General features: G+C 62.8%; 19 protein-coding genes and 2 pseudogenes. 15 read left to right on the forward strand and 6 right to left on the reverse strand.

The window, feature by feature from the left end:
- Positions 1-75: 75 nt before the first annotated feature.
- The 4 genes and pseudogenes from PYR64_RS07420 to PYR64_RS07435 form a co-directional block, all read right to left on the reverse strand.
- Positions 76-1602 carry a helix-turn-helix domain-containing protein gene (locus tag PYR64_RS07420; RefSeq protein ID WP_275779163.1) on the reverse strand — a complete coding sequence of 509 codons (1527 nt, stop codon included), beginning with the start codon at positions 1600-1602 and terminating at the stop codon, positions 76-78.
- 47 nt (positions 1603-1649) lie between these two features.
- A pseudogene (locus PYR64_RS07425) lies at positions 1650-2845 on the reverse strand (IS30 family transposase).
- Between the two features lie 410 nt (positions 2846-3255).
- Positions 3256-5007, reverse strand: coding sequence for an FAD-dependent oxidoreductase (locus tag PYR64_RS07430; protein ID WP_275779165.1), 1752 nt, complete (start codon positions 5005-5007; stop codon positions 3256-3258).
- A 24-nt stretch (positions 5008-5031) separates the two neighbouring features.
- Positions 5032-5295 (reverse strand): UBP-type zinc finger domain-containing protein, encoded by a 264-nt coding sequence (locus tag PYR64_RS07435; RefSeq protein ID WP_082499814.1) that lies wholly within the window; start codon positions 5293-5295, stop codon positions 5032-5034.
- A gap of 467 nt (positions 5296-5762) precedes the next feature.
- On the opposite strand from PYR64_RS07435, the gene dnaK reads away from it, so the two are divergent.
- The 15 genes and pseudogenes from dnaK to PYR64_RS07510 all read left to right on the forward strand — a co-directional run bounded on the left by dnaK (position 5763) and on the right by PYR64_RS07510 (position 23850).
- Entirely contained in the window at positions 5763-7661 is a 1899-nt protein-coding gene (dnaK, locus tag PYR64_RS07440; protein ID WP_275779168.1) for a molecular chaperone DnaK, read from the forward strand.
- A gap of 8 nt (positions 7662-7669) precedes the next feature.
- Complete coding sequence (locus tag PYR64_RS07445) at positions 7670-8212, forward strand: nucleotide exchange factor GrpE (RefSeq protein WP_018778590.1); 543 nt, start codon at positions 7670-7672, stop codon at positions 8210-8212.
- Positions 8205-9146 (forward strand): DnaJ C-terminal domain-containing protein, encoded by a 942-nt coding sequence (locus tag PYR64_RS07450; protein ID WP_275779170.1) that lies wholly within the window; start codon positions 8205-8207, stop codon positions 9144-9146. The genes PYR64_RS07445 and PYR64_RS07450 overlap by 8 nt, the downstream gene beginning before the upstream one ends.
- The gene (locus PYR64_RS07455; protein ID WP_275779172.1) at positions 9143-9460 is read left to right on the forward strand and encodes a chaperone modulator CbpM; all 318 of its coding nucleotides are present in this window, start codon (positions 9143-9145) and stop codon (positions 9458-9460) included. The genes PYR64_RS07450 and PYR64_RS07455 overlap by 4 nt, the downstream gene beginning before the upstream one ends.
- Positions 9457-12092 (forward strand): annotated as a pseudogene (gene clpB / locus PYR64_RS07460) (ATP-dependent chaperone ClpB). Before PYR64_RS07455 ends, clpB begins: the two are co-directional and overlap by 4 nt.
- Positions 12089-12517: a thioredoxin gene (trxA, locus tag PYR64_RS07465; protein ID WP_275779174.1), complete on the forward strand. Its 429-nt coding sequence runs from the start codon at positions 12089-12091 to the stop codon at positions 12515-12517. The pseudogene clpB and the gene trxA overlap by 4 nt, the downstream one beginning before the upstream one ends.
- A gap of 325 nt (positions 12518-12842) precedes the next feature.
- Positions 12843-13856: a LacI family DNA-binding transcriptional regulator gene (locus PYR64_RS07470; RefSeq protein WP_275779176.1), complete on the forward strand. Its 1014-nt coding sequence runs from the start codon at positions 12843-12845 to the stop codon at positions 13854-13856.
- Between the two features lie 78 nt (positions 13857-13934).
- Complete coding sequence (locus PYR64_RS07475; RefSeq protein WP_275779178.1) at positions 13935-15608, forward strand: ABC transporter substrate-binding protein; 1674 nt, start codon at positions 13935-13937, stop codon at positions 15606-15608.
- A 141-nt stretch (positions 15609-15749) separates the two neighbouring features.
- On the forward strand, positions 15750-16727 hold the full coding sequence (locus tag PYR64_RS07480) for an ABC transporter permease (RefSeq protein ID WP_275779180.1): 978 nt from the start codon (positions 15750-15752) through the stop codon (positions 16725-16727).
- 10 nt (positions 16728-16737) lie between these two features.
- A complete protein-coding gene (locus PYR64_RS07485; RefSeq protein ID WP_018778582.1) occupies positions 16738-17676 on the forward strand; it encodes an ABC transporter permease in 939 nt (312 codons plus the stop codon).
- Positions 17673-18635: an ABC transporter ATP-binding protein gene (locus PYR64_RS07490; protein ID WP_079581308.1), complete on the forward strand. Its 963-nt coding sequence runs from the start codon at positions 17673-17675 to the stop codon at positions 18633-18635. The genes PYR64_RS07485 and PYR64_RS07490 overlap by 4 nt, the downstream gene beginning before the upstream one ends.
- The gene (locus tag PYR64_RS07495; protein ID WP_189075665.1) at positions 18632-19723 is read left to right on the forward strand and encodes an ABC transporter ATP-binding protein; all 1092 of its coding nucleotides are present in this window, start codon (positions 18632-18634) and stop codon (positions 19721-19723) included. Before PYR64_RS07490 ends, PYR64_RS07495 begins: the two co-directional genes overlap by 4 nt.
- Positions 19720-21267, forward strand: a complete 1548-nt coding sequence (locus PYR64_RS07500; protein WP_275779184.1) for a glycoside hydrolase family 32 protein — start codon at positions 19720-19722, stop codon at positions 21265-21267. Before PYR64_RS07495 ends, PYR64_RS07500 begins: the two co-directional genes overlap by 4 nt.
- Positions 21268-21401: 134 nt before the next feature.
- Positions 21402-22826, forward strand: a complete 1425-nt coding sequence (locus PYR64_RS07505; RefSeq protein WP_345799346.1) for a glycoside hydrolase family 32 protein — start codon at positions 21402-21404, stop codon at positions 22824-22826.
- Positions 22827-22854: 28 nt separating this feature from the next.
- Positions 22855-23850: an aldo/keto reductase family protein gene (locus PYR64_RS07510; protein ID WP_275779187.1), complete on the forward strand. Its 996-nt coding sequence runs from the start codon at positions 22855-22857 to the stop codon at positions 23848-23850.
- A gap of 109 nt (positions 23851-23959) precedes the next feature.
- On the opposite strand, the gene PYR64_RS07515 is transcribed toward PYR64_RS07510, so the two are convergent.
- Both PYR64_RS07515 and PYR64_RS07520 read right to left on the reverse strand, forming a co-directional pair.
- The gene (locus PYR64_RS07515; protein ID WP_018778549.1) at positions 23960-24562 is read right to left on the reverse strand and encodes a TetR/AcrR family transcriptional regulator; all 603 of its coding nucleotides are present in this window, start codon (positions 24560-24562) and stop codon (positions 23960-23962) included.
- A gap of 82 nt (positions 24563-24644) precedes the next feature.
- Positions 24645-25511 carry an alpha/beta hydrolase gene (locus PYR64_RS07520; RefSeq protein ID WP_275779191.1) on the reverse strand — a complete coding sequence of 289 codons (867 nt, stop codon included), beginning with the start codon at positions 25509-25511 and terminating at the stop codon, positions 24645-24647.
- Positions 25512-25560: the final 49 nt, after the last annotated feature.

The raw sequence follows: 25560 nt of genomic DNA on the forward strand, positions 1-25560 counted from the left end.
ACGAGTGAAGCCGGTTCCCGGGACGCATCCCCGCATGGTCAACCAGTGGCGCGCTCACTGCGGCCCCGGCCTGATTTAGGCACCGCTATGGAGGTGGAACAACGCACCGTGCGGACGAAGGCGCCAAGCCCGCGTTGCTACGTGCAGATTCAGGCGGGTCTCGGGATGGGCAAGATCGAAGCCGGTGATCTGCCGGATGGAATTCAAACGATAGCGCAGAGTGCTTCGATGGATGGCCAGGCTTTCGGCCGTCTTGTCGTAGTTGCCGCCGTGGTCAAGGTATTGGGCCAAAGTTTGAACCAGGTCCGACCCTCGGCTCTCGTCCGAACGCTGAAGGTCACCCAGCCACTCGTCGAGATAACCGACCAGGTCCGGTTCGCTCCCTGCTGTGTCCAGGATCCGGTAGATCCCGAGTTCATCAAAGCGGGTGGCCCCATAGCAATCACTTGAAGTGGTTCGAATGTGCAGTGCGTGCAAGGCTTCCGAGAAGGAACGCGGAATTTGGTCGACATCCAGGCTGGGACCACCGATGCCCACGGAGCCGGTGGCACTTCGCAGGATTTTGGCAAGGACGGAATACACTTCGGCACCCAACGGATCTCCACGTACCACCGCAACAGCCATGTCCGAACGCCCTGATACAAGTGCGGAGGAGCGGAGTTTCTGAAACGTCCGTCGCATAGCGTCTACCACCGTGTCATCAGTTCTTGGCGGCTCCCACACCGCCACGACGACGTGCTGCGGACCACTGATGTCATATCCCAGCGCCGCGGTACGGACGACCGCTTTTGCGGCGGCCATTCCGGATACGAGTTCGTCCACGAGGTCCCGCCCCAGCTTCAGCTCCAGCAAGGCAAGAGCGCGGCGGTGCGACAACTCTGCTTCCAAGAGCCGCGTTGCGTACTTCAACGCGAAGACATTGGCGGCCGTGACCGGGAGGTCGGTTTCCAACATGCAGACAGCTCCCAGCACCTCTCCGTGCGAGAGGGCGAGGGCGACGAGCCTTCGCTGTTCGCTGACTGGCAACCCCGAGGAAATCCAAAGTTGGGCAGTGCGTAATCTGGCCGCTGCGGGCAGCTTCGGGTACGGGGGAGTCGAGCCGATGCCAGCCTCCGCACTGACATTCCCGAAGGCATCCTCGATGTAGATGGGCCGGCTTGTCAGCCGTGAAAGGACCTTCGCCAGCAGCCCCTCCCTGGTTTCATTTGTCCCGAGGTCGCCGGTTGCGCCCTGGTCCAAAGCCTCCCGGATACTGTCGTGTTCTTCCAGCTCAAGGATTCGCGCCGACAGGGACCGGAGTCGCTGGTCCACGCCGTCACTGCGGTGTGGTTGACCGGGAGTGTCCTGGGGACGTTCTGAGGTGCGAGCTGCTGCCACTACCCCTGCAACTGCCCGGAGCTGTTTCAGTTGGGGGATGTCCGGCGGGTTGTCGGCGGACAGGACCAAGCACCCATTCAGTTCGCCGCCGCTGGTTGTGAACAGCGCATAGAGCCAGCCAGGCCTGGCGCCCGGGAGCACCGAGCTCTTGCCGTTGAGGCGTCGGACGTCCTGATCCTGCGGTGATGCCGCGCGTGCCAGGACGGGGTTCAACTGGCCATTCACCGCAAGGTACCGGTGGCAAAGTCAATTGGTGGGAGCAACGCTGGGGGTTAGGCCGCTTGTAGCAGCTGGTTTAGCCGGTTGGCTGGGGTCTCGAGGTTCAGTGTTGGTCTGGGGCGGCGGTTGAGTTTCGCTGCGACCAGGCGGATGTCCTCGGGGGTGTGCACTGAAAGGTCAGTGCCTTTCTCGAACCAGAACCGCAGGAGCCGGTTGGTGTTTTCGTTGGTGCCGCGCTGCCAGGGCGAGTGCGGGTCGCAGAAGTACATCGTCGTATCGAGAGCGGTCTGGATTTTTGCGTAGTCGGCCAGTTCGGTGCCGCGGTCCCAGGTGATCGACCGGCGCAGGTGATCCGGGAGGAGGCCATCTCCCGGATCATCGCGGCGGCAACGGTTTCCGCGGTGTGGTCCCCTGGCAGGTGCAGCAGGATCGTGAACCGGGTTGAGCGTTCCACCAAGGTTCCGATCGCTGTCCCGTTGGCGCCGATGATGAGGTCACCTTCCCAATGCCCGGGCACTGCCCGGTCCTGGACCTCGGCGGGACGTTGGCTGATCTTGAAGGCCTCTTTATAGGGGCTGTTGGCGCGCCGGTCAGTGCCGTGGGGGATGCGTTGTTTGCGTTTCAGGCTGAGCTTTTCGGCCAGGTCCGCCCGCAGGTTCCCGCGGGTTTGGACGTAAAGGGCCTGGTAGATCGTCTCGTGGCTCACCTGCATAGTCTGATCGTCACCGAAGTAATACGCCAACATCGAGGAGATCAGCTTCGGACTCCACCCGTCATCCATCCAGACGCCGATCAGCCGGCACAAACCCTCGTCCTTGGCCAGCCTGAAGGGTTTGGGACGGCGCCTGTCCTGATGCGCTTTGGCGTGAGCGACCGAGGCGTAGTACTTCCCGTCCGCGCTCGTGTGGCGTTTGACCTCCCGCCAAACTACGGACTTATCCCGCCCGATCAATGCGCCGATCTTCGCGTAACTGAGGCCCATCCGCACACCCATCTGGATCATGCCTCGCTCTTCCAGACCCAACGCACGGCCAGGGCCCCCGACTGAAGGAGCAGGATCGGCAAGACCTCCGGTAGCACCCCGGTTCACGGTCATCATTAGGCCAGACTGAACCCACCAATTGTGCCCGGTAGCGTGCACCGCCCCGACACGCCGGGCAGCAGTACGAACAGGCATCCCCGCACACACCAAATCAAGAAACTCAGTACGCGCAGCCTTGGGGAACAACTTGACCATAAAACGCTCCATCAATCAGAGCGTTGCAACGACCCTATGACTTTGCCGGTCCTGGATCTCACAAAACGAAAACTCGGATACCGCCTGCGTGGCCGTGTTGAGGAATTCCTCTGCCGCACGTTGCTCGATCATGTGAATCCTCGCTTCGTCCAATGGAGGCTTGCTGGATACAAGACCGGGCAGAACTGTTGCTCTAAGTGATCACGACCCGGCTAGGCCGCTTGCCTCCATCACGGGGAACAATGAATCGACTATCTTGGGGCCTTCGGTACGCCTTCCTGCAGATGAGCCTCTACGCGTTACCCAACGCCGTATTTGGCCAACATGCCGTCTTTCATTCACTTCCCCATACAGCAGGCTTGAAATCGGCATCCTTGAACCCAACCTACGCCCGTACCCCGCCGTTGTTAAGCTGTTGTGGTCTATGTGGGATCTGCGGCTAGTGGTTCAGCGTCCGACGACGGCCCGAACCGGAGGCTGCGCAGGTGCTCGTGGATCATTGCGACGGCTGTCGAGCCTTCGCCGGCAGCAGCTGTTACGCGTTTCACCGATCCGTGCCGAACGTCCCCCACCGCGAACATCCCCGGGACGCTGGTTTCCAGAGGCAGTCTTCTGCGTCCCGGATGGCTGAACTCCGGAGGGAACTCCCCGAGGTCAGCTCCGGTAAGAATGAAGCCATGGTCATCCAGCGCGAGCGTACCCTGCAGCCATTCTGTGTGCGGCGTGGCCCCGATGAAAATGAAGAGGTAGCGGGAGTCGAAGATACGTTGTTCACCCGTAGCCCGCAGATCGACGACGATCCGTTCAAGCGCGCCTGAACCACTGACGCCCACGATGGTGGCCCCCAACAGTACCGTTATGGCGGGTTGCTCTTCGATGCGTTCGGCGAGGTACCGCGACATATCCGCGCGGAGGTCCGCCCCGCGCACTACCAGTCGTACTGCTGCTCCGGTGCCGGCCAGGAAAAGCGCGGCCTGCCCCGCGGAGTTTCCCCCGCCGACGACGGTCACTGGCTGCGATCCGCAGAGCCTGGCTTCGTGGACAGTTGCCGCGTAGAAGACGCTGTTTCCTTCCAGCTCCTCCAGCCCAGGGATTGGTAGCCTGCGGTACCGGACCCCGGTTGCCAGCAGCGTTGCCCGCGAGAAGGCAGGGCCGCTGCCGTTAAACTCCGCGCGGAACCCGCCATCCCTCAACTCAATGGTGCGTGCCCAGCAAGCGACATTGATCTGGACCCCGAACTTGCGGGCCTGAAGGATCGCCCTTTCCGTGAGCTCTCCGCCGGAGATGCCGGCGGGGAAACCGAGAAAGTTTTCGATCCGCGGCGATGTACCGGCCTGCCCGCCCAGCCCGACGCCCTCTTTGAGGACAACGGACAATCCGTCGGACGCTGCGTAGACGGCGGCCGCCAGGCCGGCCGGACCAGCCCCGAGCACCATGAGATCGTAGATGGTCGAATGTTCTTTGACGGCTCGCAGGCCCGTGGCGAGTGCCAGGTCCGCATTTGAGGGGTTCCTGAGAATTTGCGAAGCATTCAGCACCACGGCGGGAAGGTCAGCTGCGAGGATACCGGCCCTGTCCACGATGGCCCGTGCTTGGGGGTCGTTCTCCAGATCAACCAGCCGGTGAGGCAAGCGATTGGATGCTGAAAACTCGAGGAGGCGAAGTGTGTCCCGGCTGAAGCGGGACCCCACAATCCGGATCCCCGCGCCAGCGCCGATCAGCAGGATTCGGCGCTGAAGATACGCACGCAGGATGGTCTCGCCCACCGCGGCGTCAGTCAGAACCACACGGCGCAGATCATCCCCGCTGATTTGGAGCACCTTGGAACCTTCGGCTGACACACTGCTGACGAAAGCCGGTTGCCCCTCGACCAGGCCCAATTCACCGAGGAACCGCCCCGGACCGTGGACTTCGAGGATTCGGGTGTCCGGCCCCAGCTCCGCGGGTTGTTCGCTGCGAACGTCAGGCAGCCCTTCCACGACCAGCACCGTGCCGTGCAGAATGACGAAGAAATATCCGCCGGCGTCGCCCTCGTGCGTGAGGACTTCTCCCGCGGTTGTTGCCCTGATCGTCCCTACACGCTCCAGCAATTCGATCTGGGCTTTGCTCAGACGCGGATAGGCGCCGGAGACATCCGGTGTTTCGGCCGGCGAAGAGTCTGCAAAAGGCTGCATCAGCTGAGGGCGTCCGTCGATTTCTTAGACGAACGCCTCATGGGGATAGCACCAACGCCAGTTTTCGCCGGGCTCCAAGGAAAGAACGATTGGATGCAACTCGGTGGCGTGGGCCCGGGCGTGGCGCATGGGTGAGGAATCACAGCAACCCACATGGCCGCAGGACAGACATAGTCGCAAGTGAACCCACGGAGTACCCAGTATTAGACATTCCTCGCAGCCTTGCGGTGTGCGCACTGTGACCGGATGAATCTGCGCGAGGTGCGGGTCGGGAATCAGTGTACTCATGCGGGCTCCTATGTTGGTTCATCCATGGAGCCGACCCGGCCGTGACAGCGAACATTGATGTTATGTCAGCACGGACCAATGATGTGGCTACCATCCGGCCCGGCGAGCGGGGTGCACCTGATATAGCCCAGTACTAGACCCGGCTCAGCTGCCTGTCAAGTGGTTCACGCGCTCGCGGCCCTCACGTGCTCCGGCCATGAGGTGGACGCTCCTCAACGATTAAAGCGCCCTCGACTTCACGCCCGTGGACTCTCCGCATGACAGGTTGATCGCTGGAGTAATTTCTGACCTCACAGGGCCATGCGGCGCTCCCGTCCAGGGGGCAGACTCAACCTCATAAGACTGCATGAGAAAGTCATGGACACCCTTGAGTTTTTAGCTCAGCGGCACAGGCGTTCGTCTTGCGGTGCAACCTCGGGCGGACGTCGCCGCAGGGCCGGTCACGTTCTCCAGGACCGGAGTCAGTCATGGGCAAGGCAGTAGGAATTGATCTCGGAACAACCAACTCGGTGATTGCTGTCTGGGAAGGTGGGGAGGCACGCGTCATTCCCAACGCGGAAGGGGCGCGGACAACCCCGTCAGTTGTGGCTTACACCGACAGCGGGGAACGGCTTGTGGGGCAACTGGCCCGCCGGCAGGCGATCCTCAACCCCAAGGGAACCATCACGTCGGCCAAGCGATTTATCGGCCGCCACAATGATGAGATCACTGATGAGGCCAAGGCAGTGAGTTTCGACGTCGTGGCGGACGACAACGGTGTGGCGCGTTTTCAGGTGCAGGGTAAGAAGGTGGCGCCGGAGGAAGTGAGTGCGCTGGTTCTGCGTAAGCTGGTGGACGACGCCGCGAAGCAACTGGGCGAGAAGATAACGGAAGCAGTCATTACCGTTCCTGCGTACTTCAACGATGCACAGCGGACCGCCACCAAGGACGCTGGCAGAATCGCGGGGTTGGAAGTCCTGCGGATCATTAATGAACCTACCGCGGCCGCCCTGGCCTATGGCATCGACAAACGTCAGCATGAGACGGTTCTGGTTTTCGACCTGGGCGGAGGAACCTTTGACGTTAGCCTGCTGGACGTCGGCGACGGCGTTGTGGAGGTCCGTTCGACGGCGGGCGACACGCACCTTGGCGGGGACGATTTCGACCGTCGCCTTGTTGACTACTTGGCTGATGACTTCCAGAAGCAGGAGGGCATTGACCTGCGTGCGGATGCGCAGGCCTTGCAACGCCTGTTCGAAGCGGCCGAGAAAGCGAAGGTCGAGCTAAGTTCTGTGACCCAGACGCAGGTCAGCCTCCCCTTCGTCACTGCGGACGCGGCGGGGCCCAAGCATCTGACCACCACTGTTCGGCGTTCTGTTTTTGAAGACATTACCCATGACCTTGTGGAACGGACCATGGATCCGGTCAAACAGGCGATGACGGATGCCAAGGTTACCGCCAACGACATCGATGAAGTGATTTTGGTGGGCGGCTCCACCCGTATTCCAGCGGTACAAAATGTGGTCCGGCGCCTGACCGGTGGAAAAGATCCGAACATGAGCGTCAATCCGGACGAAGTCGTGGCCATCGGTGCGGCGATCCAGGCCGGAGTTCTTAAGGGCGAAGTCTCGGATGTCTTGCTGTTGGATGTTGTGCCGCTGTCCCTGGGAGTCGAGACCCGCGGCGGTGTCATGACAAAGATCATCGAGCGCAACACGACCATCCCCGCACGGCGAAGCGAAGTGTTCTCCACCGCCGAAGACAACCAGCCCGCTGTGGACGTCGTGGTCCTGCAGGGGGAGCGGGAACTGGCTGCGGATAATCGGGTTTTGGGTCGATTTCAGCTAACCGATATCCGGCCGGCGCCTCGCGGCGAACCGCAGGTTGAGGTCACGTTCGACGTCGACGCAAACGGCATTCTCAACGTCACAGCCCGCGATAAAGACACCGGCAAGGAACAAGGGATCACGATCAGTGAAGGTTCCAACCTCGACGCCAAGGAAGTCGAACGAATGATTGCCGAGGCCGAGTCCCACAGGAGCGAGGATGTGCAGAATCGGGAGCGCATTGACACCCTGAATGAACTCGACGCGGTGGCGTATCGCGTTGAGCGGGCCGTCAATGAACTTGGTGATGCTGTCCCGGTGCACGACAAGGCCCGGGCTGAACTACTGGTTGGTCAGGCGCGGGACGCCGTCAGCAACCAGGCGGACGTTGGAGCGGCGAGGGAACTGATTTCCGAGCTCCAGCAGCTGCAGTCGGCCTTGAGTGCCTCGGCAGCGTCAGCGGCCAGTGCAGGGCCGGGCGCCGGACCCGTGTCACAGCCCGGGACTTCCGACAGTGTGGATGACGATGACATTGTCGATGCAGAATTCGATCGTGGCTAGGTACGGCCATGAGCGACCACGCAGGGCCGGCTGGGCACGCCGATCCAGGAATTGATGGAACAGAGGCCGCCGCAGCCGGCGAAACGGAAACCATGCCTGGGGCGTCGGCGGAAGCGCTGGCCAAAATGGAGGATCTTTGGCGCCGCGCGCTGGCTGACGCGGACAATATCCGAAAACGCGCTGCCCGGGAAGCCTCACAGCTAAGGTCACAGGAGCGCTCGGCGGTCTCACTGCTGTGGCTGCCTGTCTTGGACAATCTGGAACTCGCCCTGGCTCATGCCCCCTCTGCCGGGGACCCCCTTGTCGACGGCCTGGCCGCTATCCGCTCTCAGGCCATCGATATCCTGGCCCGCCTCGGGTACCCGCGGATCGACGGCGTGAACGTCCCCTTTGACCCTCGGATTCACGAGGTGGTGAGCGTATCGGAGACGGACGAGGTTCCTCCCGGGACGGTGATCACCGTCCTTCGCCCGGGCTACGGCGGGACGGATACCGTCCTCAGGCCAGCCGCCGTCGTCGTGAGCCGGGCGGTGAACGCTGACCGTGGCTAAGGATCACTACTCAGTGCTGGGCGTCTCTCGCGCAGCGAAGCCGGAGGCAATCCAGCGGGCTTACCGCAAACTGGCAAGAAAGTACCATCCGGACGTCAACCGGGAGCCGGATGCCGCGGACAAGTTCAAGGAGATCGGCGAGGCCTACGATACTTTGTCGGATCCCGAAACCAGGGCGCGCTATGACCGGTTCGGCGCGGACTACCGGCAGTATGCCGGTCGCGGTGCTGATTCGGAGGGCGGCGGCACGGGGCGGGGTTCCGGTGGTCCGCGCCCGGGCCCACGCCCGGGACGCGGCCCGTACGGTGGCGCCCATGTCGACATGGGAGGGGACGTCGATTGGGAGGACCTGCTTGGTGGCTGGTTCCGTCAGCAGGGGGCGGGTCCGGCGCCGGGCTCAGACCACGAGGCCGGGCTTCGGTTGACGCTCGAAGAAGCAATCCGCGGCGGACGGCGCACGGTTCGCCTGGCCGCGCCAGGTGGCGAGACGCGGAATTACGACGTCGACGTGCCGCCCGGCGTGGTGGACGGCCAGCGCATCCGACTCGCGGGGGAGGGCGCCGGTGGCCGCGAAGGGGGCCGGCCGGGGGATCTCTTCCTGACCGTAAGCATTCAGCCGGACGCGAGATACCGCCTCAAAGGCCGGGACATCCATTTCGACCTTCCCGTTACGCCGTCGGAAGCGGCGCTCGGGGCCAGGATCAAGGTCAACGCGCCTGGCGGGCCTGTGACCATCACCGTACCCGAAGGGTCTTCCAGCGGACGCAGACTTCGGCTTCGCGGGCAGGGCTTGCCCGATCCGAAAGGCCAGCCGGGGAATCTCTACGCCGAAATCCGGGTCATGGTGCCCCCGCGGTTGAGTAGTGAGGTGCGCAAGCTCTATGAGCAGCTTGCAGCCGTGTCCGATTTCCACCCGAGGGAGGGGCTGCTATGAGCCGGGAATATCCACTCGCCTATCCGTGGCGCCTGAGCCTCGAAGGGGTGGCCCGCAGCAGCGGTGTCCACTCCGACGTCGTCATGAGGTTCGTGGAGCTGGATCTGGTTCGACCTCTGGGAGGCGACGGCCCGGGCGGCCCCTGGTTCAGTCCGGGGGCTCCGGAAATGATCGCGCGCGTCCTGCGGCTGCATTCAGAGCGGTCGCTCAACTATGCGGCAATCCCGCTGGTACTGGATTTGCTGGCGAGGGTAGAGACGCTGGAACGACGTTTGGTTGAAATCCCGTATGTGGAAAGGACTGCTGAGCCATGAACATGGAGAGCTTTACCCGGAAGTCGCAGGAGGCCTTGGCAGGGGCACAGCGGATCGCCCAGCAACACGGGCATACCGAGACCGACGGGGAGCACCTGCTTGCGGCCCTGCTGGAACAGGAGGGGGGACTGGTCCCGCGACTTCTGGCAGGCATGCAGGTTGAGGTTGAGGAGCTGAACAGGGCGGTTGAGGCCGAGCTGCAAAAGAAGCCGAAAGTCACAGGGCCTGGCGCAGCACCCGGCCAGGTATACGTCAGCCGCAGGCTTGGCACACTCCTTGATGCTGCTGAACGTGAAGCCAAACGGCTCAAGGACGAATACGTCTCGGTGGAACACTTGCTGGTCGCGCTCGCGGAGGAAGGCCGGGCCACGGCGGCCGGCAGGGTGCTGGCGGAACACGGCATCACCCGCGAGGCATTCTTGTCCGTCCTGACCCAGGTCAGGGGAAACCAGCGCGTTACCTCGGCCACGCCGGAACAAACCTACGAAGCGCTGGAGAAATACGGCCGCGATCTGGTGACGGACGCGCGTACCGGAAAGCTGGATCCCGTCATCGGCCGCGACGCGGAAATCCGGCGGGTGGTCCAGATACTTTCACGCAAGACCAAAAATAACCCGGTGCTTATTGGCGAGCCTGGAGTCGGCAAAACCGCCATTGTGGAAGGACTGGCCCAGCGGATCGTCCGGCAGGATGTGCCGGAAGGCCTGAAGAACAAGACCATCTTCTCGCTGGACTTGAGCGCCCTCGTGGCCGGTGCCAAGTACCGTGGCGAATTCGAAGAGCGGTTGAAGGCGGTGCTCGCCGAGGTGCTTGCGGCAGAAGGAAGGATCCTGCTTTTCGTGGACGAGCTGCACACCGTCGTCGGGGCAGGCGCCTCCGAGGGATCGATGGACGCCGGCAACATGCTCAAGCCCATGCTGGCACGCGGGGAGCTGCACATGATCGGCGCCACCACGCTCGACGAGTACCGCAAACACATCGAGTCTGACGCCGCATTGGAGCGCCGCTTCCAGCCGGTCACCGTTGAGGAGCCTGACGTCGAGGACGCCATTTCCATCCTTCGAGGTCTGCGGGAGCGGCTCGAGGTATTCCACGGAGTACGGATCCAGGATAGTGCCCTGGTGGCTGCGGCCACCCTTTCGCACCGGTACATCACCGACCGCTTTCTTCCAGACAAGGCCATTGACCTCGTGGATGAAGCGTGCGCCAGGCTCAGGACGGAAATTGACTCGATGCCGGCCGAGCTGGATGAGCTGACCCGGAAGGTCACGAGGCTCGAAATCGAAGAAGCGGCACTTGCCAAGGAAACCGATCCGGCCAGTAAGACGCGGCTCACGGAACTGAGGCGTGAATTGGCGGACTTGCGCGGCGAAGCAGACGCCAAGAGGGCCCAATGGGAAGCCGAGCGCCAAGCGATCCACAAACTGCAGGGAATTCGTACTGATCTTGAGCGGGCGCGTCTGGAGGCCGAGGAAGCCGAGCGCAACTACGACCTCAACCTGGCGGCAGAGCTACGCTACGGCCGGCTTGCCGACCTCGAACGGCGGCTGGCCGCCGAAGAAGAACGACTGACTGCGAAACAGGGCGAGAAGCGCTTGCTCCGCGAGGTGGTGACCGAGGATGAGATCGCTGACATCGTGGCGGCCTGGACCGGGATTCCGGTGGCCCGGCTGAAGCAAGGCGAACGCGAAAAGGTCCTGCACCTGGATGAAATCCTGCGTGCCCGTGTCGTCGGACAAGAAGAAGCAATCAATGCGGTGTCGGATGCCATCATCCGGGCCCGCTCCAGTATCCGGGATCCCCGCCGACCCATCGGCTCCTTCATCTTTCTGGGCCCCACGGGCGTCGGAAAGACCGAGCTTGCCAAGGCATTGGCTGCCTCGCTATTCGACAGCGAGAGCGCAATGATCCGGCTGGACATGAGCGAATATCAGGAGCGCCACACCGTGAGCCGTCTGCTGGGGGCGCCGCCTGGCTACATTGGCTATGACGAAGGAGGGCAACTCACGGAAGCGGTGCGCCGGAAGCCCTATTCGGTGGTGCTGTTCGACGAGGTGAAAAGGCCCATCCGGACATCTTCAACACGCTGCTGCAGGTCCTCGACGACGGACGGATTACGGACTCGCAGGGCCGGACTGTCGATTTCCGCAACACTGTCATCATCATGACCTCCAATATCGGTTCCCAGTATCTTTTGGAAGGCTCGGCCGAAGGCGGGACTATCACCGAGGAGGCGCGCAGCATGGTGATGGGTGAACTCAGGGCACATTTCCGACCCGAGTTCCTTAACCGCGTCGACGATACAGTCTTGTTCGCACCCTTGGGACTGCCACAAATCGAACGAATCGTTGATTTGCTGTTCCAGCAGCTGCGGCAGCGCCTGGCCGAGCAGCAAATCGAGCTTCACCTGGCCGAAGAGGCACGCCTTCTGATTGCTGAGCGGGGCTTCGATCCGGTCTACGGAGCCCGGCCGCTGCGCCGCTACATTTCCCATGTCGTCGAAACACAGGTGGGTCGGGCCCTGTTGCGAGGCAGCATCGCCGAGGGCGGAGTGGTCAGTGTGACCGTGTCCGGAGGCGAACTCGTGGTTGAATACAGCACTACGGAGCTCACGGAGGCCTCAATCACATGAACAAAGCCATCATCAAATGTCCTCACTGCGGCAAGTCGAACCGCGTTCCGGCCACCGCCGACGGACGGCCGCGCTGCGGGAGCTGCCACAAGGACCTGCCTTGGGTGGTTGAAGCGGGCGACGACGACTTCAGCGCGATCGCCGAACGGTCCAGCGTTCCGGTGTTGGTGGACTTTTGGGCTGTGTGGTGCGGACCCTGCCGGTTGGTGAGCCCCGTGCTCGACCAACTGGCACACGAACGCGCCGGTCGCATCAAACTCGTGAAGGTCGATGTGGATCACTCGCCGCAGCTCTCTGCCAGGTTCGCCATCCAGGCGGTGCCGACGTTGATGATCATCGTTGACGGCAAAATCGTGGCGAGGCAGGCCGGCGCGGCTCCCGCGCCGGTGTTGAGGTCCTGGTTGGAGGAGGCACTCTCGAAGTAGTCCGGGAACAGTGGACGACGGCGGCAGGGCGGCGCCCCGCCGTCGTGCCTTTACGGCTGCGCGCGTCAGGTTCACGCCGCGAATCCGGGGGATACAGGGCGCGACCCTACGCTGAAGAAAGAGTGTTGACAGAGTTCAAGTAACGCGGGTAACCTGAGTCACATGTCCGGAAAGTAACGCGCGTTACCAACGCTGCTTTCCACCCCGGGCCGGCCGAACAACAACGTTTGGCGCAGACCTGGATCAGCGAAGAACACCGGAGCATTCGATGGCGAAAAGCACCAACCCAGACACCCCTGTGGCTGTGAAGCAGCGGGGAGTCACCATGAAAGACGTAGCCAAGCACGCCGGCGTTTCCCGGACAGCTGTTTCGTTTGTGCTTAGCAACCGGGAGAACGCAAGCATCTCCGAAGAAACCCGCGCCAGGATCAACGACGCCGTGCAGGAATTGGGCTACCGCCCGAACGCCGGCGCCCGTGCGCTGGCATCCCGCCGTAGTAACTGGTACGGGATCGTGACGGAGATCGTCACGGCTCCGTTCGCCGTCGACATCATCAAAGGAGCCCAGGACCAAGCCTGGCTTGACCGCCGGTTCCTGCTCATCGCGCCCTCCGACCAGGCCGATGCCGTGGGACCCAACGAGGGCCTGGAAGATGCTGCCACGGAGAAGCTGTTGGAACAGCGGGTGGAAGGACTCCTCTACGCAGCCACCTTTCACCGGGGCGTTCACGTCCCCGAAAGTGCCAACGAAGTCCCCACAGTCCTGATCAACTGCTTCGACGCGGACGGTAAGCTGCCCTCGATCGTCCCGGATGAGCGGGCGGGGGGACGGGTGGCCGTCGAACGCTTGCTCCAAGCCGGCCATACCCGGATCGGTGTCATCAACCTGGACCCGGCCATTCCTGCGGCAGTAGGGCGTTTGGAGGGTGCCCGCGAAGCACTCGCCGTCGCCGGACTGGAGCTGGACCCCGAACTGGTGGTGTCCGGGTATGCAACGGCCGACGGCGGTTACGATGCCGCGTGCCACATCCTGGACCGCTACCCGCCACAAGAGAGACCGACGGCGCTGTTCTGCCTCAATGACCGCATGGCGATGGGCGCTTATGACGCCATTAAGGAACGGGGCCTGACCATCCCCGGGGACATCGCCGTGATCGGCTTCGACAACCAGGAACTCATTGCGGCCTACCTGCGGCCCAAATTGACCACGGTTGCGTTGCCGTTCGAAAAAATGGGCGCCCTGGGCGTCCAAACGCTTGCCGCTCTTACAGCAGGACAGCCGATCCTTGCCGACCAGCAATTGGTCGACTGTCCGCTGCTAGAACGCTCTTCGGTCTGACCGCGAAATCAATGCCGAAGAGCAACCCTTACCCACCCCTTCACCTTGGACGATGAAGATAGGAAAGAGATAACCATCATGACACAACCCCGATACTTCCGGGCTGCCCGGATCACGGCGGCGAGCCTTGCAGTGGGCGCGATGCTGCTCACCGGCTGCACGGCTAACGTCTCTAAAACAGGCACCTCCGACGCCGGAGCGAACGCCGGCGCGTTCCTCACCATCCCGCGGGAGGACATGGGCACATTCGTGCAGAATTTCAACCCGTTCGCTCCCACGGTGAACCCGATGGTCCAGCAGTCCATCTATGAATCCCTCCTCATTTTCAACCCGGCCAAGGGGGACACGGTGCCGTGGCTGGCCACGGAGTGGAAAGCAGCCGAGGACGGCAAATCGGTCACCTTCACGCTCCGTGACGGTGTGAAATGGTCCGACGGGCAGCCCTTCGTGGCTGACGACGTTGCCTACACCTTCGAACTCCAGAAGAAGATCAAGGGCGGCTTTGAGTACCTGGACACCGTCACCGCCGAGGGCAACAAGGTCACTTTCAACTTCAACAAGCCGTGGTCGCCGGCCCTCTACGACGTCGGCCAACTCAGCATCCTGCCCAAGCACATCTGGTCCGCTTTGCCGGACCCGGAGAAGGATGCGAATGCCAAGCCGGTGGGTACCGGGCCGTACACCGAGGTTGATACTTTCCAGGCCCAGTCCTTCGTGCTGAAGAAGAACCCCAATTACTGGCAGCCTGAAAAGCAGAAGATCGCCGGCATCAAGATGCTCGCTTTCGCAGGAAACGACGGCGCCAACCTCGCCGCAGCGAACGGGGACGTGGACTGGGCTCCGCAGTACATTCCCAACATCGAAAAGACCTTTGTGTCAAAGGACAAGGAACACCGCCAATACTGGTTCCCTGCCACCGGTGCCATGATCAACTGGCAGCTCAACACCACCAAGGCGCCGTTCAACGATGTCGACGTCCGCAAAGCGCTGAGCATGGCCGTGGACCGTGACCAGGTCACCAAGATCGGCATGAGCGGTTACGCCAAGCCGGCTGACTGCACCGGGCTCTCCGGTAATTATGAGACCTGGAAAAACGCCCAGGTGAAGGACAACTGCACGTGGACCACCCACGATGTGCAGAAGGCCAACGAGCTTCTGGACAAGGCGGGATACCCCAAGGGAGCAGACGGCAAGCGCACCCTCAAAGACGGCAAGCCTTTCGAATTCAAGATCTCCGTAGGTGCCACATCCTCTGACTGGCTTTCCGTGGCCAACGTTATCTCGCAGAACCTGGCCGAGGTGGGCGTCACGGCCAAGGTCGAGTCCCCGGACTGGGCCGCTGTGGTCGCGGGCTATGAGACCGGCGACTTCGATTCCGGCATCGTTTGGAGCGCCAACGATCCCAGCCCGTACAAGTACTTCAACACCTCCATGGGCACCGCAACGGTCAAACCGGTAGGCACGAAGACGTTCGATAACTACCACCGCTTCGGCGACACGAAGGCCGATGCCCTGCTGGCCGACTTCGTTGCGGAGACGGATGAATCCAAGCAAAAGGACATCGCCAACAAGCTGCAGGAAGAGTACAACGACGCAGCACCGCTGGTGCCGCTGTTCTCAGGCCCTGAATGGGGTGCCTTCAATGACACCCGCTTCACCGGCTGGCCCACTGAGGGCAACCCGTACGCCACGCTGTCCGTCCGATCACCTACGACGGTGCTGGTCCTGACCACCCTGGAACCGCGGAAGTAAATCCCCGCAACTCTTCTCAGTGCACGCCCGGCGGTTGCCCGCTGCCACGACGCCGCCACCTTGCCGCTGAACCGGCCACTGCCGCCGGGCGTGCCCTCTTCACTTTCCGCAATCCCCGCAATTCCCGAATGGAGGGAAACCGTGCGCTTCATCCTGCGCCGCCTTGGTTTCTACCTGATCGCCTTCTGGGCATCCATCACCCTGAATTTCCTGCTCCCGCGCTTCATGCCGGGAGACCCCGTATCCCGCATGTTTGCCCGCTCCCAGGACCGAATGCAACCGGAGCAGATCGAGGCCCTGCGCAAGCTGCTGGGCGTTGACGACCGGCCCATCTGGGAGCAATACATCGACTACCTGCACAACATCTTCACCGGCCAGATGGGGGTCTCCATCTCCCGGTTCCCCACGCCGGTCACCGAAGTCATTTCGTCCCAGATCGGCTGGACGCTGCTACTGGGCGGAACCGCGCTGGTGATTGCCGCCGTCGTGGGTAACCTGCTGGGCATCCTGGCCGCATGGCGGCGCGGCGGAGCGATCGACTCTGCGCTCCCGCCGGTGCTGGTTTTCATCGGCTCGTTCCCGTACTTCTGGCTCGCGATGGGTGCGCTGTACCTGTTCGGGGTGGTGCTGGGTTGGTTCCCGATCCGGCATGCGTTCACCGATGGTTTGGAGCCCGCGTTCACTTGGGAGTTCATCGGCGACGTCGGCGCTCACCTGGTGTTGCCGGCGCTGACGATCGTGCTGGTCTCCATCGGCGGCTGGATGCTGGGAATGCGCAACACCATGATCGCCACGAATTCGGAGGACTACATCACCATGGCCGAAGCCAAAGGACTCCGCCCGGGCCGCATCATGCTTCGCTACGCAGCACGCAACGCCATGCTGCCCTCGGTGACGAGCTTCGGGATGGGACTGGGATTCGTGGTGGGCGGTGCGCTGCTCACTGAAGTGGTGTTCGCCTATCCGGGCGTCGGCTACCAACTGCTGAACGCCGTCCAGGGCCTCGACTATCCACTGATGCAGGGCTTGTTCCTGACCATCACCGCCGCCGTGCTGCTAGCCAACTTCCTGGTGGACATCCTCTACGTCCGCCTCGACCCGCGCGTGCGCAGCAACTAGAGGACTGATCATGACAACCGCACTTCTGAAGCAGCCCACTCAAGCTCCGGCTGCCCGCAAACCCAACCGCAGCTTCGTCCACGGACTTCTCACGAACAAGAAAGCCCTGCTGGGCATGACCGTGATGATCGTGTTCATTGCGCTGGCACTCCTGGCGCCGGTGTTGTTCCCCGGCGACCCGTCACGTATCACCGCGATGGCGTCCCTGGAACCGGATGCAGAGCACTGGCTGGGGACTACCGCCAAGGGACAGGACGTGCTGGCGCTGACCGTCCACGGCTCACGGAGTTCCCTGTTCGTGGGACTGACGGTGGGTCTGGCGTCCACTTTCATAGGCATTCTCGTGGGTCTGGCCTCGGCGTACTTCGGCAAGTTCATTGACGAAGCCTTGTCCCTGGTCACCAACGTCTTCCTGCTTCTGCCCGGACTGCCCCTGCTGGTCATCCTGGCGGCGTTCCTTCCGCCGGGCCTTGGGACTGTGATCCTGGTTCTTGTGGTCACGGGATGGGCCGGTTCGGCCCGCGTCCTGCGCTCCCAGGCACTGTCGATCCGGTCCAAGGACTTCGTCGCTGCGGCCGTCGTGTCCGGCGAACGGGCAGGACGGATCATGTTCCGCGAGATCCTGCCCAACATGGCCTCGATCGTCATGGGCACGCTGCTGGCCTGCGTCATCTACGGCATCGGAGCCCAAGCGGGCCTGGAGTTCCTGGGTCTTGGTGACGTCAGCACGGTCTCGTGGGGCAACAACCTCTTCTGGGCCGGTAACGAAGGTGCCCTGCTGACCGGGAGCTGGTGGGTGTTCGTACCCTCCGGTGTGTGCATCGCACTGGTCGCGTTCGCCCTTGCCCTGATCAACTACGCCGTGGACGAAGTCACCAATCCGCGGCTGCGAAAGATCAAGACGCCCAAAACAACACCCACGAAAGCCGAAACGAGCACCGCCAAATGACCATCTCCCAAGTCTCCTTCGGCTCCCACGAACCCGTCCTCGACGTCAAGAACCTCACCGTCAAGTACATCGGAGATACCCGCTCCACCACCGCCGTCGACCGCGTTTCCTTCAGCATCGGCACCGGCGAGGTGTTCGGTCTGGCGGGGGAGTCCGGCTGCGGCAAGTCCACCATTGCCAACTCGATCATGAGGCTCCTGAAGGATCCCGCAAAGATCGCCGGCGGCAGCATTTCCTTCGGCGGCAAGGACGTCCTGGCCATGAGTGCCGAGGAGCTGCGGCGCTTCCGGTGGCAGGACGTGGCGATGGTGTTCCAGTCGGCCATGAATTCGCTCAATCCGGTGATGACCATCGGCGACCAGATCGTGGACATCTTCACCACCCACGCCGGTTACTCCCGGAAGGAATCGTTGCGACGTGCCGGTGAACTGCTGGAGCTTGTCAGGATCGATCCCGCCCGGCTGAAGTCCTACCCGCACCAGCTCTCCGGCGGAATGCGTCAGCGTGCCGTCATTGCCATGGCCGTGGCGCTCAAGCCGTCACTGCTGATCCTGGACGAACCCACCACAGCACTGGACGTGGTGGTGCAACAGGAAATCATGGCCCAAATCAAGGAACTTCAACGCGAGCTCGGCTTCTCCGTCCTTTTCATCACGCACGATATGTCCCTCATGGTGGAACTCTCGCACCGCATGGCCGTCATGTACGGCGGCCGGATCGTGGAAACCGCGAAAGCCCAGGACGTATATGCCGATCCCCGTCACCCCTACACCCAGGCACTGATGGGCGCGTTTCCGCCCCTTACCGGTCCCCGCGTTCCGTTGACGGGACTGCCCGACGGCGTGAAGTTCCGGAACATCCCGGACCTCACCGAGGCAGCACCCGGCCATTTTGTGGCCCCGTTTGGTGCCGACGCTTCGGTGATTGATTCGACTGACTTCGAAGGAGCTGCACGATGAGCCACTCCCTGATGACCCCCTCGGCCGCGTCCAAAACCAGTACCCCTGCCCTTGAAATCCGTGGACTGGGAAAGTCGTTCCCGATTGGCGGCTTGTTCTCCCGCGACTCCGTCCGCGCCCTGCACGACATCGATCTGACCATCGGCAAGGGCGAAATCGTAGCCCTCGTGGGAGAGTCCGGTTCCGGCAAAAGCACCCTGGCCCGCTGTGTGGCGCGGCTCGAGAAGCCGAGTTCGGGGGAGATCCTCATTGACGGCGTCGATGTCCTCAAACGGGATCGGTTCCAAGCGTCCCGGGCCTTCCGGTCCCAATTGCAGATGGTGTTCCAGGACCCCTTTGGCTCCTTGAACCCGGCCCACAGGATCGAGCATTTCCTGCGGCGTTCCCTGGCGATCCACGGCAAGGGCGGTTCCGAGGAGCAGACCCGGCACCGCCTGGAAGAACTTATGACCACCGTCGGCTTGGAAGCTGACATGCTGAACTCGTACCCGCACGAGCTCTCGGGAGGTCAGCGCCAACGCGTTGCGATCGCCCGGGCCCTGGCCGTTGAACCGCAGGTCATCCTGGCCGACGAGCCGACGTCCATGCTGGACGTCTCCGTCCGGATCGGCGTGCTGAACCTGATGCGTAAGCTCCGCGACGAGCAAGGCATCTCCATGCTGTACATCACCCACGACCTCGCCTCCGCCCGCTACCTGGCGGACCGGACGGCGGTCATGTTCGCCGGAGAGCTCGTTGAAGAGGGCGAGTCCCTGGATCTGTTGGCCAACCCTGCGCACCCCTACACCCAACTGCTGGTCTCGGCCGTGCCGGATCCGGCCCGGGCGGGCTCGTACGATCCCGTCCGCCGGGCCGAACTGAGGCAGGCGGTCATGGCCTCGACGCACTGCATGTTCGACGGCGACCCGGACCAGGCCTGCTCGGCCGAGGAACCAGTCCGCCATCGGGTGGGGGACCCCGAAAACCGTCACTGGGTGCGCTGCCACCTGTACCGTCCATGGGCCGCTGCCGGCGGCCACGCCCTGGCGAGTGAACCAATCCAACCCGGCCACCCGGCGTCGACCGCTCAAGATGAGGCTTCCGCATGACTGAAGTGACCCATCCGCTCGCCACGGTTCCGCAGGATGAATTAGTGGCCCGTGCCGAGGCAGATCCACTAAGGCCGCGTTTCCACTTCGTCTCGCCGGCCGGTTGGCTCAACGATCCCAACGGTGTCAGCCAATGGAACGGCACTTACCATCTCTTCTATCAGTACAACCCGGAGGGTGCCTTCCACCACCGCATCCAGTGGGGCCACGCCACCAGCACCGATCTGGTCTCCTGGAGTGACCAACCCGTAGCTTTGGAACCGTCCGCGGGACCGGACGCCGAGGGCTGCTGGTCAGGGGTGTTGGTGAACGACGGCGGCACGCCCACTTTGGTGTACTCCGGGCGGTCCGGCGGCAAGGAGTTGCCCTGCGTCGCCGCAGGAACTCCGGACTTGCAGGACTGGACCAAGGACCCCCGAAACCCGGTCATTGGCGCACCGCCGGCCGGTGTGGACATAACTGCCTTCCGCGATCATTGCGTATGGCGGGAGGGAAGCGTTTGGCGGCAGCTGGTCGGTTCGGGGATCCGGGACGTCGGCGGCACGGCGTTTCTTTACGAGTCCTCGGACCTGCGCACCTGGGATTATCTCGGGCCACTGTTCATCGGGGATGCCTCTCAACGTGATCCTGAAGGCCCTGACTGGACAGGGACCATGTGGGAATGTGTTGATCTTTTCCGTGCAGGACAAGGATCGTTGGGATCTCCACATGCCGGTGACTCGACGGATGTGTTGGTCTTTTCCGCGTGGAACGACGGCGAAACCCGCCACCCGCTGTACTGGACGGGTCGTTACGCCGGCGACACCTTCGACCCCAAGTCGCTGCACCGGCTGGATTTCGGCGGCCGCTTCTTCTACGCGCCCCAGTCTTTCCAGGATGAATCCGGCCGGCGGGTCATGTTCGGCTGGATGCAGGAGGGGCGAAGCGACGCAGCCATGGTGGAAGCCGGGTGGTCGGGGGTCATGAGCCTGCCGCGGGTCGCCACGTTGGGCAACGACGGAACCCTGGAGTTCGCGCCAGTGCCCGAAATCGGGAAGCTGCGCAGGAATCACTCCCATGTGCCTGCCCAAGTACTGGTGGCCGGAACGGCCATGGATACCGGTGTTTCCGGCAACCAACTCGACCTTGAGGTGGAGTTGCAGCTCTCCGCAGGTGCGGAGCTGCGACTCGGACTGCTTGGATCCGTGGACGGCGCTGAAGAGACGGTGGTCATTCTGGGCCGCTCGGCCGACGGAGGCGCCACCGGCATGCTGCATCTGGACCGCACGCGCAGCAGCCTGGACCCGGCCGTTGATGTGGAGGAGAAGTCCGGCCCCCTTCCCATGACGGACGGATGGGTTCGCCTACGCATTCTGGTGGACCGGTCCGCCGTCGAAATTTTCGCCAACGGCAAGCCGCTGACTGCCCGCGTCTACCCGACCCAAGGCGGCGGGCGCGTAACACTGGCCGCCACCGAAGGTACGGTGCGGCTCCTCTCCTTTGATGCTTGGACCATGGCCGGGGTGTTCGAAGAAACCCGCAGCCTCCTGCCGGAACGGAAGTGAAACCCATGAAGAATTCATCATCATTCTCCCGCCGCGGACTACTGACAGGCGCCGGTGCGGTTGCTTTGGGCGGATCCCTGGCGCTGTCCGGCCCCGCGTCGGCGGCAGGCAGCCCCTCGAAAGGACCAACCCGGATGCGCCCCGACTATCACTTCAGCGTCAGCGACAACTGGAAGAACGATCCCCAACGACCCATCTACCTGGACGGGGAGTACCACTACTACTACCTGTACAACGCCGACTACATCACCGGCGGGGGCGGCACGTCCTGGCGCCGGGCCACTACAACCGATCATGTAGCGTTCCGGGACCGGGGTGTCGCGATCCCGAAGTTCAGCAACGGCAACGGTGACTGTTGGTCCGGATGCCTGGTGGTGGATGAGCGAAATACTGCGGGATACGGTGCGGGGGCGGTCATAGCACTCGTCACTCAGGCACCGGAAGGTCGCCAGGCGCAGTACCTTTGGTACTCGACTGACAGGGGGCGTTCGTTCAAGCCCGGTAGCGCGGCTCCGGTGCTGCCCAACCCCGGCGTGCACGATTTCCGTGATCCCAAGGTGATCCGGGACGCGGACCGTGGGCGGTGGTTCATGGCCAACGCCGAGGGGCAGAAGCTCGGCTTCTACGCCTCCCCGGACCTGCGGTCCTGGAAGCCTGTTGGGGAGTTTGTCCGCACTGACCTTGGGCTTCTTGAGTGCCCTGACCTCTTTCGGATGACAGCCGACGACGGCACCTCCCATTGGGTCCTGGGCACCAGCGCGAACGGCAAGGGCCGCGGATTGCCCGCGACGTATGCGTATTGGACCGGCGCTTTCGACGGCAGTTCCTTTACACCCGACCATGCCGAGCCGGAATGGCTCGATTACGGTTTCGATTTCTATGGCGCTGTGACCTACCCGCATCACACAGAATCGGGTGCGGAGGACCCAACCCTGCGGCGGGCGATCGGATGGGCTAATTTCTGGGACTACCCCCACAACACGCCCACCCTTGCCGCTGACGGTTACAACGGCGACGACATGATCGTGCGTGACGTCCGGCTCAAGCGTGGAAATGGCGCCTACTACCTTTCCTCCACCCCCACGACCGCGCTGGGTAACCACGTGAAGCGCACACATCGGCTGGGTGATGTGGCAGTTGCCGGTACATACGACTTGAAGGTCCGCTCGAACGCGTACGATCTGAGCTGCGAGGTGGTGTGGGATCCGGCTGCGCCACCGGCCAATCTCGGTTTCGAGCTATGCCGCGCACCAGGAGGAGGCAGACACGTTGCAGCAGGCGCCTACCTGCGCGGGCCCTTCGCCTACGTCAACCGCCGTCCCACCGTCAACCCCACGGCCGGGGAATCCCAAACCCCGGTGGACCCCGCCGCCGGAAGTCTCACGCTACGCATCCTGGTGGATCGGACAAGTGTCGAGATGTTCGTCGGCGACGGGCGCGTGGTCCATTCGCACCGGGTCTTCCCGCTCGACGGCGATGACGGCATCCGCCTCTACGCCCACGAAGGTGCGGCCACGTTCCGGGAACTGACCATCCGGGAACTCAAGGTCACGCCGTAGCGCGCCATATACCCGGAAAGGAATGCTCATGCATTACAGGAAACTCGGAAACAGCGGAATGTACGTCAGCGCGATCGCTTTGGGCAATTGGGCCACCCACGGGGAGACCGTGGACCAGGATGTCGCGACGGCATGCGTGCGCAAGGCCCTGGACCTTGGCGTCACGACATTCGACACCGCAGACGCCTATGCGGGGACTGAGGCGGAAACCATGCTCGGGGTGGCCCTCAAAGGCTCACGGCGCGAGGGGGTCGAAGTCATGACGAAGGTGTACTTCCCAACTGGCACCGGTAAGAACGACCGGGGCCTGTCCCGCAAGCACGTTATGGAATCCATCAACGGATCGTTGCGCCGTCTTCAGACTGACTACGTGGACGTCTACCAGGCGCACCGCTACGACTACGAAACCCCGCTGGAGGAGACCATGGGCGCCTTCGCGGACATCGTCCATGCCGGCAAGGCCCACTACATCGGGGTCTCGGAGTGGACGGTTGAGGAGATTCGCGCCGGCGCCGCTGTGGCAGCGGGGCTTGGCATCCAATTGGTTTCCAGTCAGCCGCAGTACAACATGCTTTGGCGCGTCATAGAGACCGACGTCGTGCCCGCATGCGAAGAGCTCGGGATCACCCAGGTGTGCTGGTCGCCGCTCGCACAAGGCGTGCTCAGCGGCAAGTACGGCACGTCCACTGTTCCGGTGGGAAGTCGTTTCAGCACGCCGGCGGGAGAACTAAAGGCCGGGCACAGGTTCGTGAGCCCTGAGGTACTGGAGCGTGTAGAGAAACTCAAGCCGATCGCCCACACCCTTGGCGTGCCGTTGGCCACGATGGCAGTCGCCTGGGTCCTGGCTCATCCCAACGTGTCGGCGGCCATCGTCGGCGCCAGCCGGCCGGAACAACTGGAGGACACGGTCAAGGCGGCTGGCCTCGTCCTGGGGAAGGAAACGCTGCAGCTGATCGATGAGGCGCTGGGCGACGTCGTAGAGTGCGACCCGGCCAAGGTGGAATCCTTCCCCCACCGCGTCTGAACAGAATGTACAAGCGACGTGGCGCCCCGTCTGTGACTTTAGCCCGGCAAGCCGGTCCATACGTCTGCAATCGACGTGTAACGCACCCGGGCAGGGGACCCGGCCCGTTTCAGCGTGGTATCAACAGCCGAATCTGGGTCCTGATTTCCTGCACCAGGGCCTCGATGTCAATGCCGGTGTTGTCACTTGCTGCCATGGTCATGAACATGACCGCAGACACAACCCGTGCTGTCGTCGCGGCGTCCTGGGCATCAGCCAGTCCATCCCGGGTGAATACGGTGGCGATGGCTTCCTCGGTTTCCCCAACGATCGCCAGGGCTGCGCTGTGGTGTGGCTCTGTGGGGTCTCCGAATACCATTTCGCGCAGGTAGAAGCGTCCGTTGTCGACCTGGGTTCGGTTGCACTCCACGATCGGCTTCACGATGGACATCACCGCATCCAGGGCGCCGGGAGTTTCTTCCGCTGCGGCCCGGCCGCGTTCGAGGGCTGCGGCGTAGTTGGCGTTCTGAACGAGGAGGAGCAGTTCGCCTTTGGTTTTGGCGTAGAGGAACAGGGTTCCGGTGCCGATGTCCGCTTTGTCGGCGATCTGCTGGGTGGTGACCTCCTCCACCCCATATTGGGCGAAGAGTTCAGAGGCTGCGGCGGTGATCCGGTCCAGCTTCTCCTGCTTGTTCCGCTCGCGCCGTCCGAGAGGCTTGGATGTGACAGGCAAGGGGCTCCTCCGAAATCAAAATGACTCGACTCACTAATGAGTGTATCGAAGTGCGGGCCAGGTGCCTTGGCCGGCGTACTGGTCAGGGGGTGAGGAATTCGACGACGGCGGGTGCGAACGTGGCGTGGTTCTGGAAGATACCGCCGTGGCCGGAGTCTGGGTAGATGATCAGTTGGGAACCTTTGATGCGGCGGTGAAGGTCCTCGGAGAGCCTGGAAGGCACCATTCGATCGTTGTCGCCGTTGGCGATCAGCGTGGGCTGTGTTAGCAAGGACAGGTCCGACGGGGCCGAGCGGCCGTACTTCCGGATTGCTTTGAGCTGTGTTTGGAACGCGCGGGTGGTGATTGGTTGGTCACGGTTCCCGGTCCGCTCCTGCAGGCGGTTAATGAAGGCTTTCGCAGCGGTCTTGCCGGCGACGTTGCGGTTGAAGAAGAGGAATTCCTTGGGGTCTGAACGGGTGACGGTCGCGCGCAGGATGTCCCAGTAGGTGGTACGGACCACCTTGTCGATGTTCTTCACACCGCGGGGACCGGTTCCGGTCAGGACCAGTTTGCGGACAAGGCTGGGGTGTTTTGAGACGAGGTCCTGGGCGATCATGCCGCCCAAAGAGAAGGAGAAGACATCAATGGTTGTGAAGCCCAGGGCCTTGATGAAGGTGTAGGCGTCGTCGGCCATTGCTTCGATGCTGGTGGGAACGTGTCCTGTGGACGCGCCGACTCCGGGCTGGTCGAAGGTGATGACGTGGCGGTTCCTGGCAATGGGGTCAATGATCCTGGGATCCCAGTTGTCCAACGTAGCGGCGAGATGCACGAAGAAGATGACGGGGATCCCGCCCCTGGGCCCAAGCTCGCGGTAGGCGAAGCTGATGCCGCCGGCGGTGATGGTTCTGGCCGGTGCCTCCGCATATGAGGTGATGACCGGCTCGTTGGGTGCGTCGGTGTAGTCCATGATGATGGTTCTCCTGGGTTATTGGATTAATTCCTGGGCGGATAGCAGC

The organism is Paenarthrobacter sp. Y-19 (genome assembly GCF_029223985.1).
In the GTDB taxonomy this organism is placed as follows: Bacteria; Actinomycetota; Actinomycetes; order Actinomycetales; family Micrococcaceae; genus Arthrobacter; species Arthrobacter nicotinovorans.

Excerpts from the sequence above, each read along its gene's own strand:
- PYR64_RS07475 (WP_275779178.1), top strand. The coding sequence starts at position 13,935 with ATGACACAACCCCGATACTTCCGGGCTGCCCGGATCACGGCGGCGAGC.
- PYR64_RS07520 (WP_275779191.1), bottom strand. The coding sequence starts at position 25,511 with ATGGACTACACCGACGCACCCAACGAGCCGGTCATCACCTCATATGCG.
- PYR64_RS07490 (WP_079581308.1), top strand. The coding sequence starts at position 17,673 with ATGACCATCTCCCAAGTCTCCTTCGGCTCCCACGAACCCGTCCTCGAC.
- PYR64_RS07435 (WP_082499814.1), bottom strand. The coding sequence starts at position 5,295 with ATGAGTACACTGATTCCCGACCCGCACCTCGCGCAGATTCATCCGGTC.
- PYR64_RS07430 (WP_275779165.1), bottom strand. The coding sequence starts at position 5,007 with ATGCAGCCTTTTGCAGACTCTTCGCCGGCCGAAACACCGGATGTCTCC.
- PYR64_RS07495 (WP_189075665.1), top strand. The coding sequence starts at position 18,632 with ATGAGCCACTCCCTGATGACCCCCTCGGCCGCGTCCAAAACCAGTACC.
- trxA (WP_275779174.1), top strand. The coding sequence starts at position 12,089 with ATGAACAAAGCCATCATCAAATGTCCTCACTGCGGCAAGTCGAACCGC.
- PYR64_RS07505 (WP_345799346.1), top strand. The coding sequence starts at position 21,402 with ATGCGCCCCGACTATCACTTCAGCGTCAGCGACAACTGGAAGAACGAT.
- PYR64_RS07470 (WP_275779176.1), top strand. The coding sequence starts at position 12,843 with ATGAAAGACGTAGCCAAGCACGCCGGCGTTTCCCGGACAGCTGTTTCG.
- PYR64_RS07455 (WP_275779172.1), top strand. The coding sequence starts at position 9,143 with ATGAGCCGGGAATATCCACTCGCCTATCCGTGGCGCCTGAGCCTCGAA.
- dnaK (WP_275779168.1), top strand. The coding sequence starts at position 5,763 with ATGGGCAAGGCAGTAGGAATTGATCTCGGAACAACCAACTCGGTGATT.
- PYR64_RS07510 (WP_275779187.1), top strand. The coding sequence starts at position 22,855 with ATGCATTACAGGAAACTCGGAAACAGCGGAATGTACGTCAGCGCGATC.
- PYR64_RS07485 (WP_018778582.1), top strand. The coding sequence starts at position 16,738 with ATGACAACCGCACTTCTGAAGCAGCCCACTCAAGCTCCGGCTGCCCGC.
- PYR64_RS07445 (WP_018778590.1), top strand. The coding sequence starts at position 7,670 with ATGAGCGACCACGCAGGGCCGGCTGGGCACGCCGATCCAGGAATTGAT.
- PYR64_RS07500 (WP_275779184.1), top strand. The coding sequence starts at position 19,720 with ATGACTGAAGTGACCCATCCGCTCGCCACGGTTCCGCAGGATGAATTA.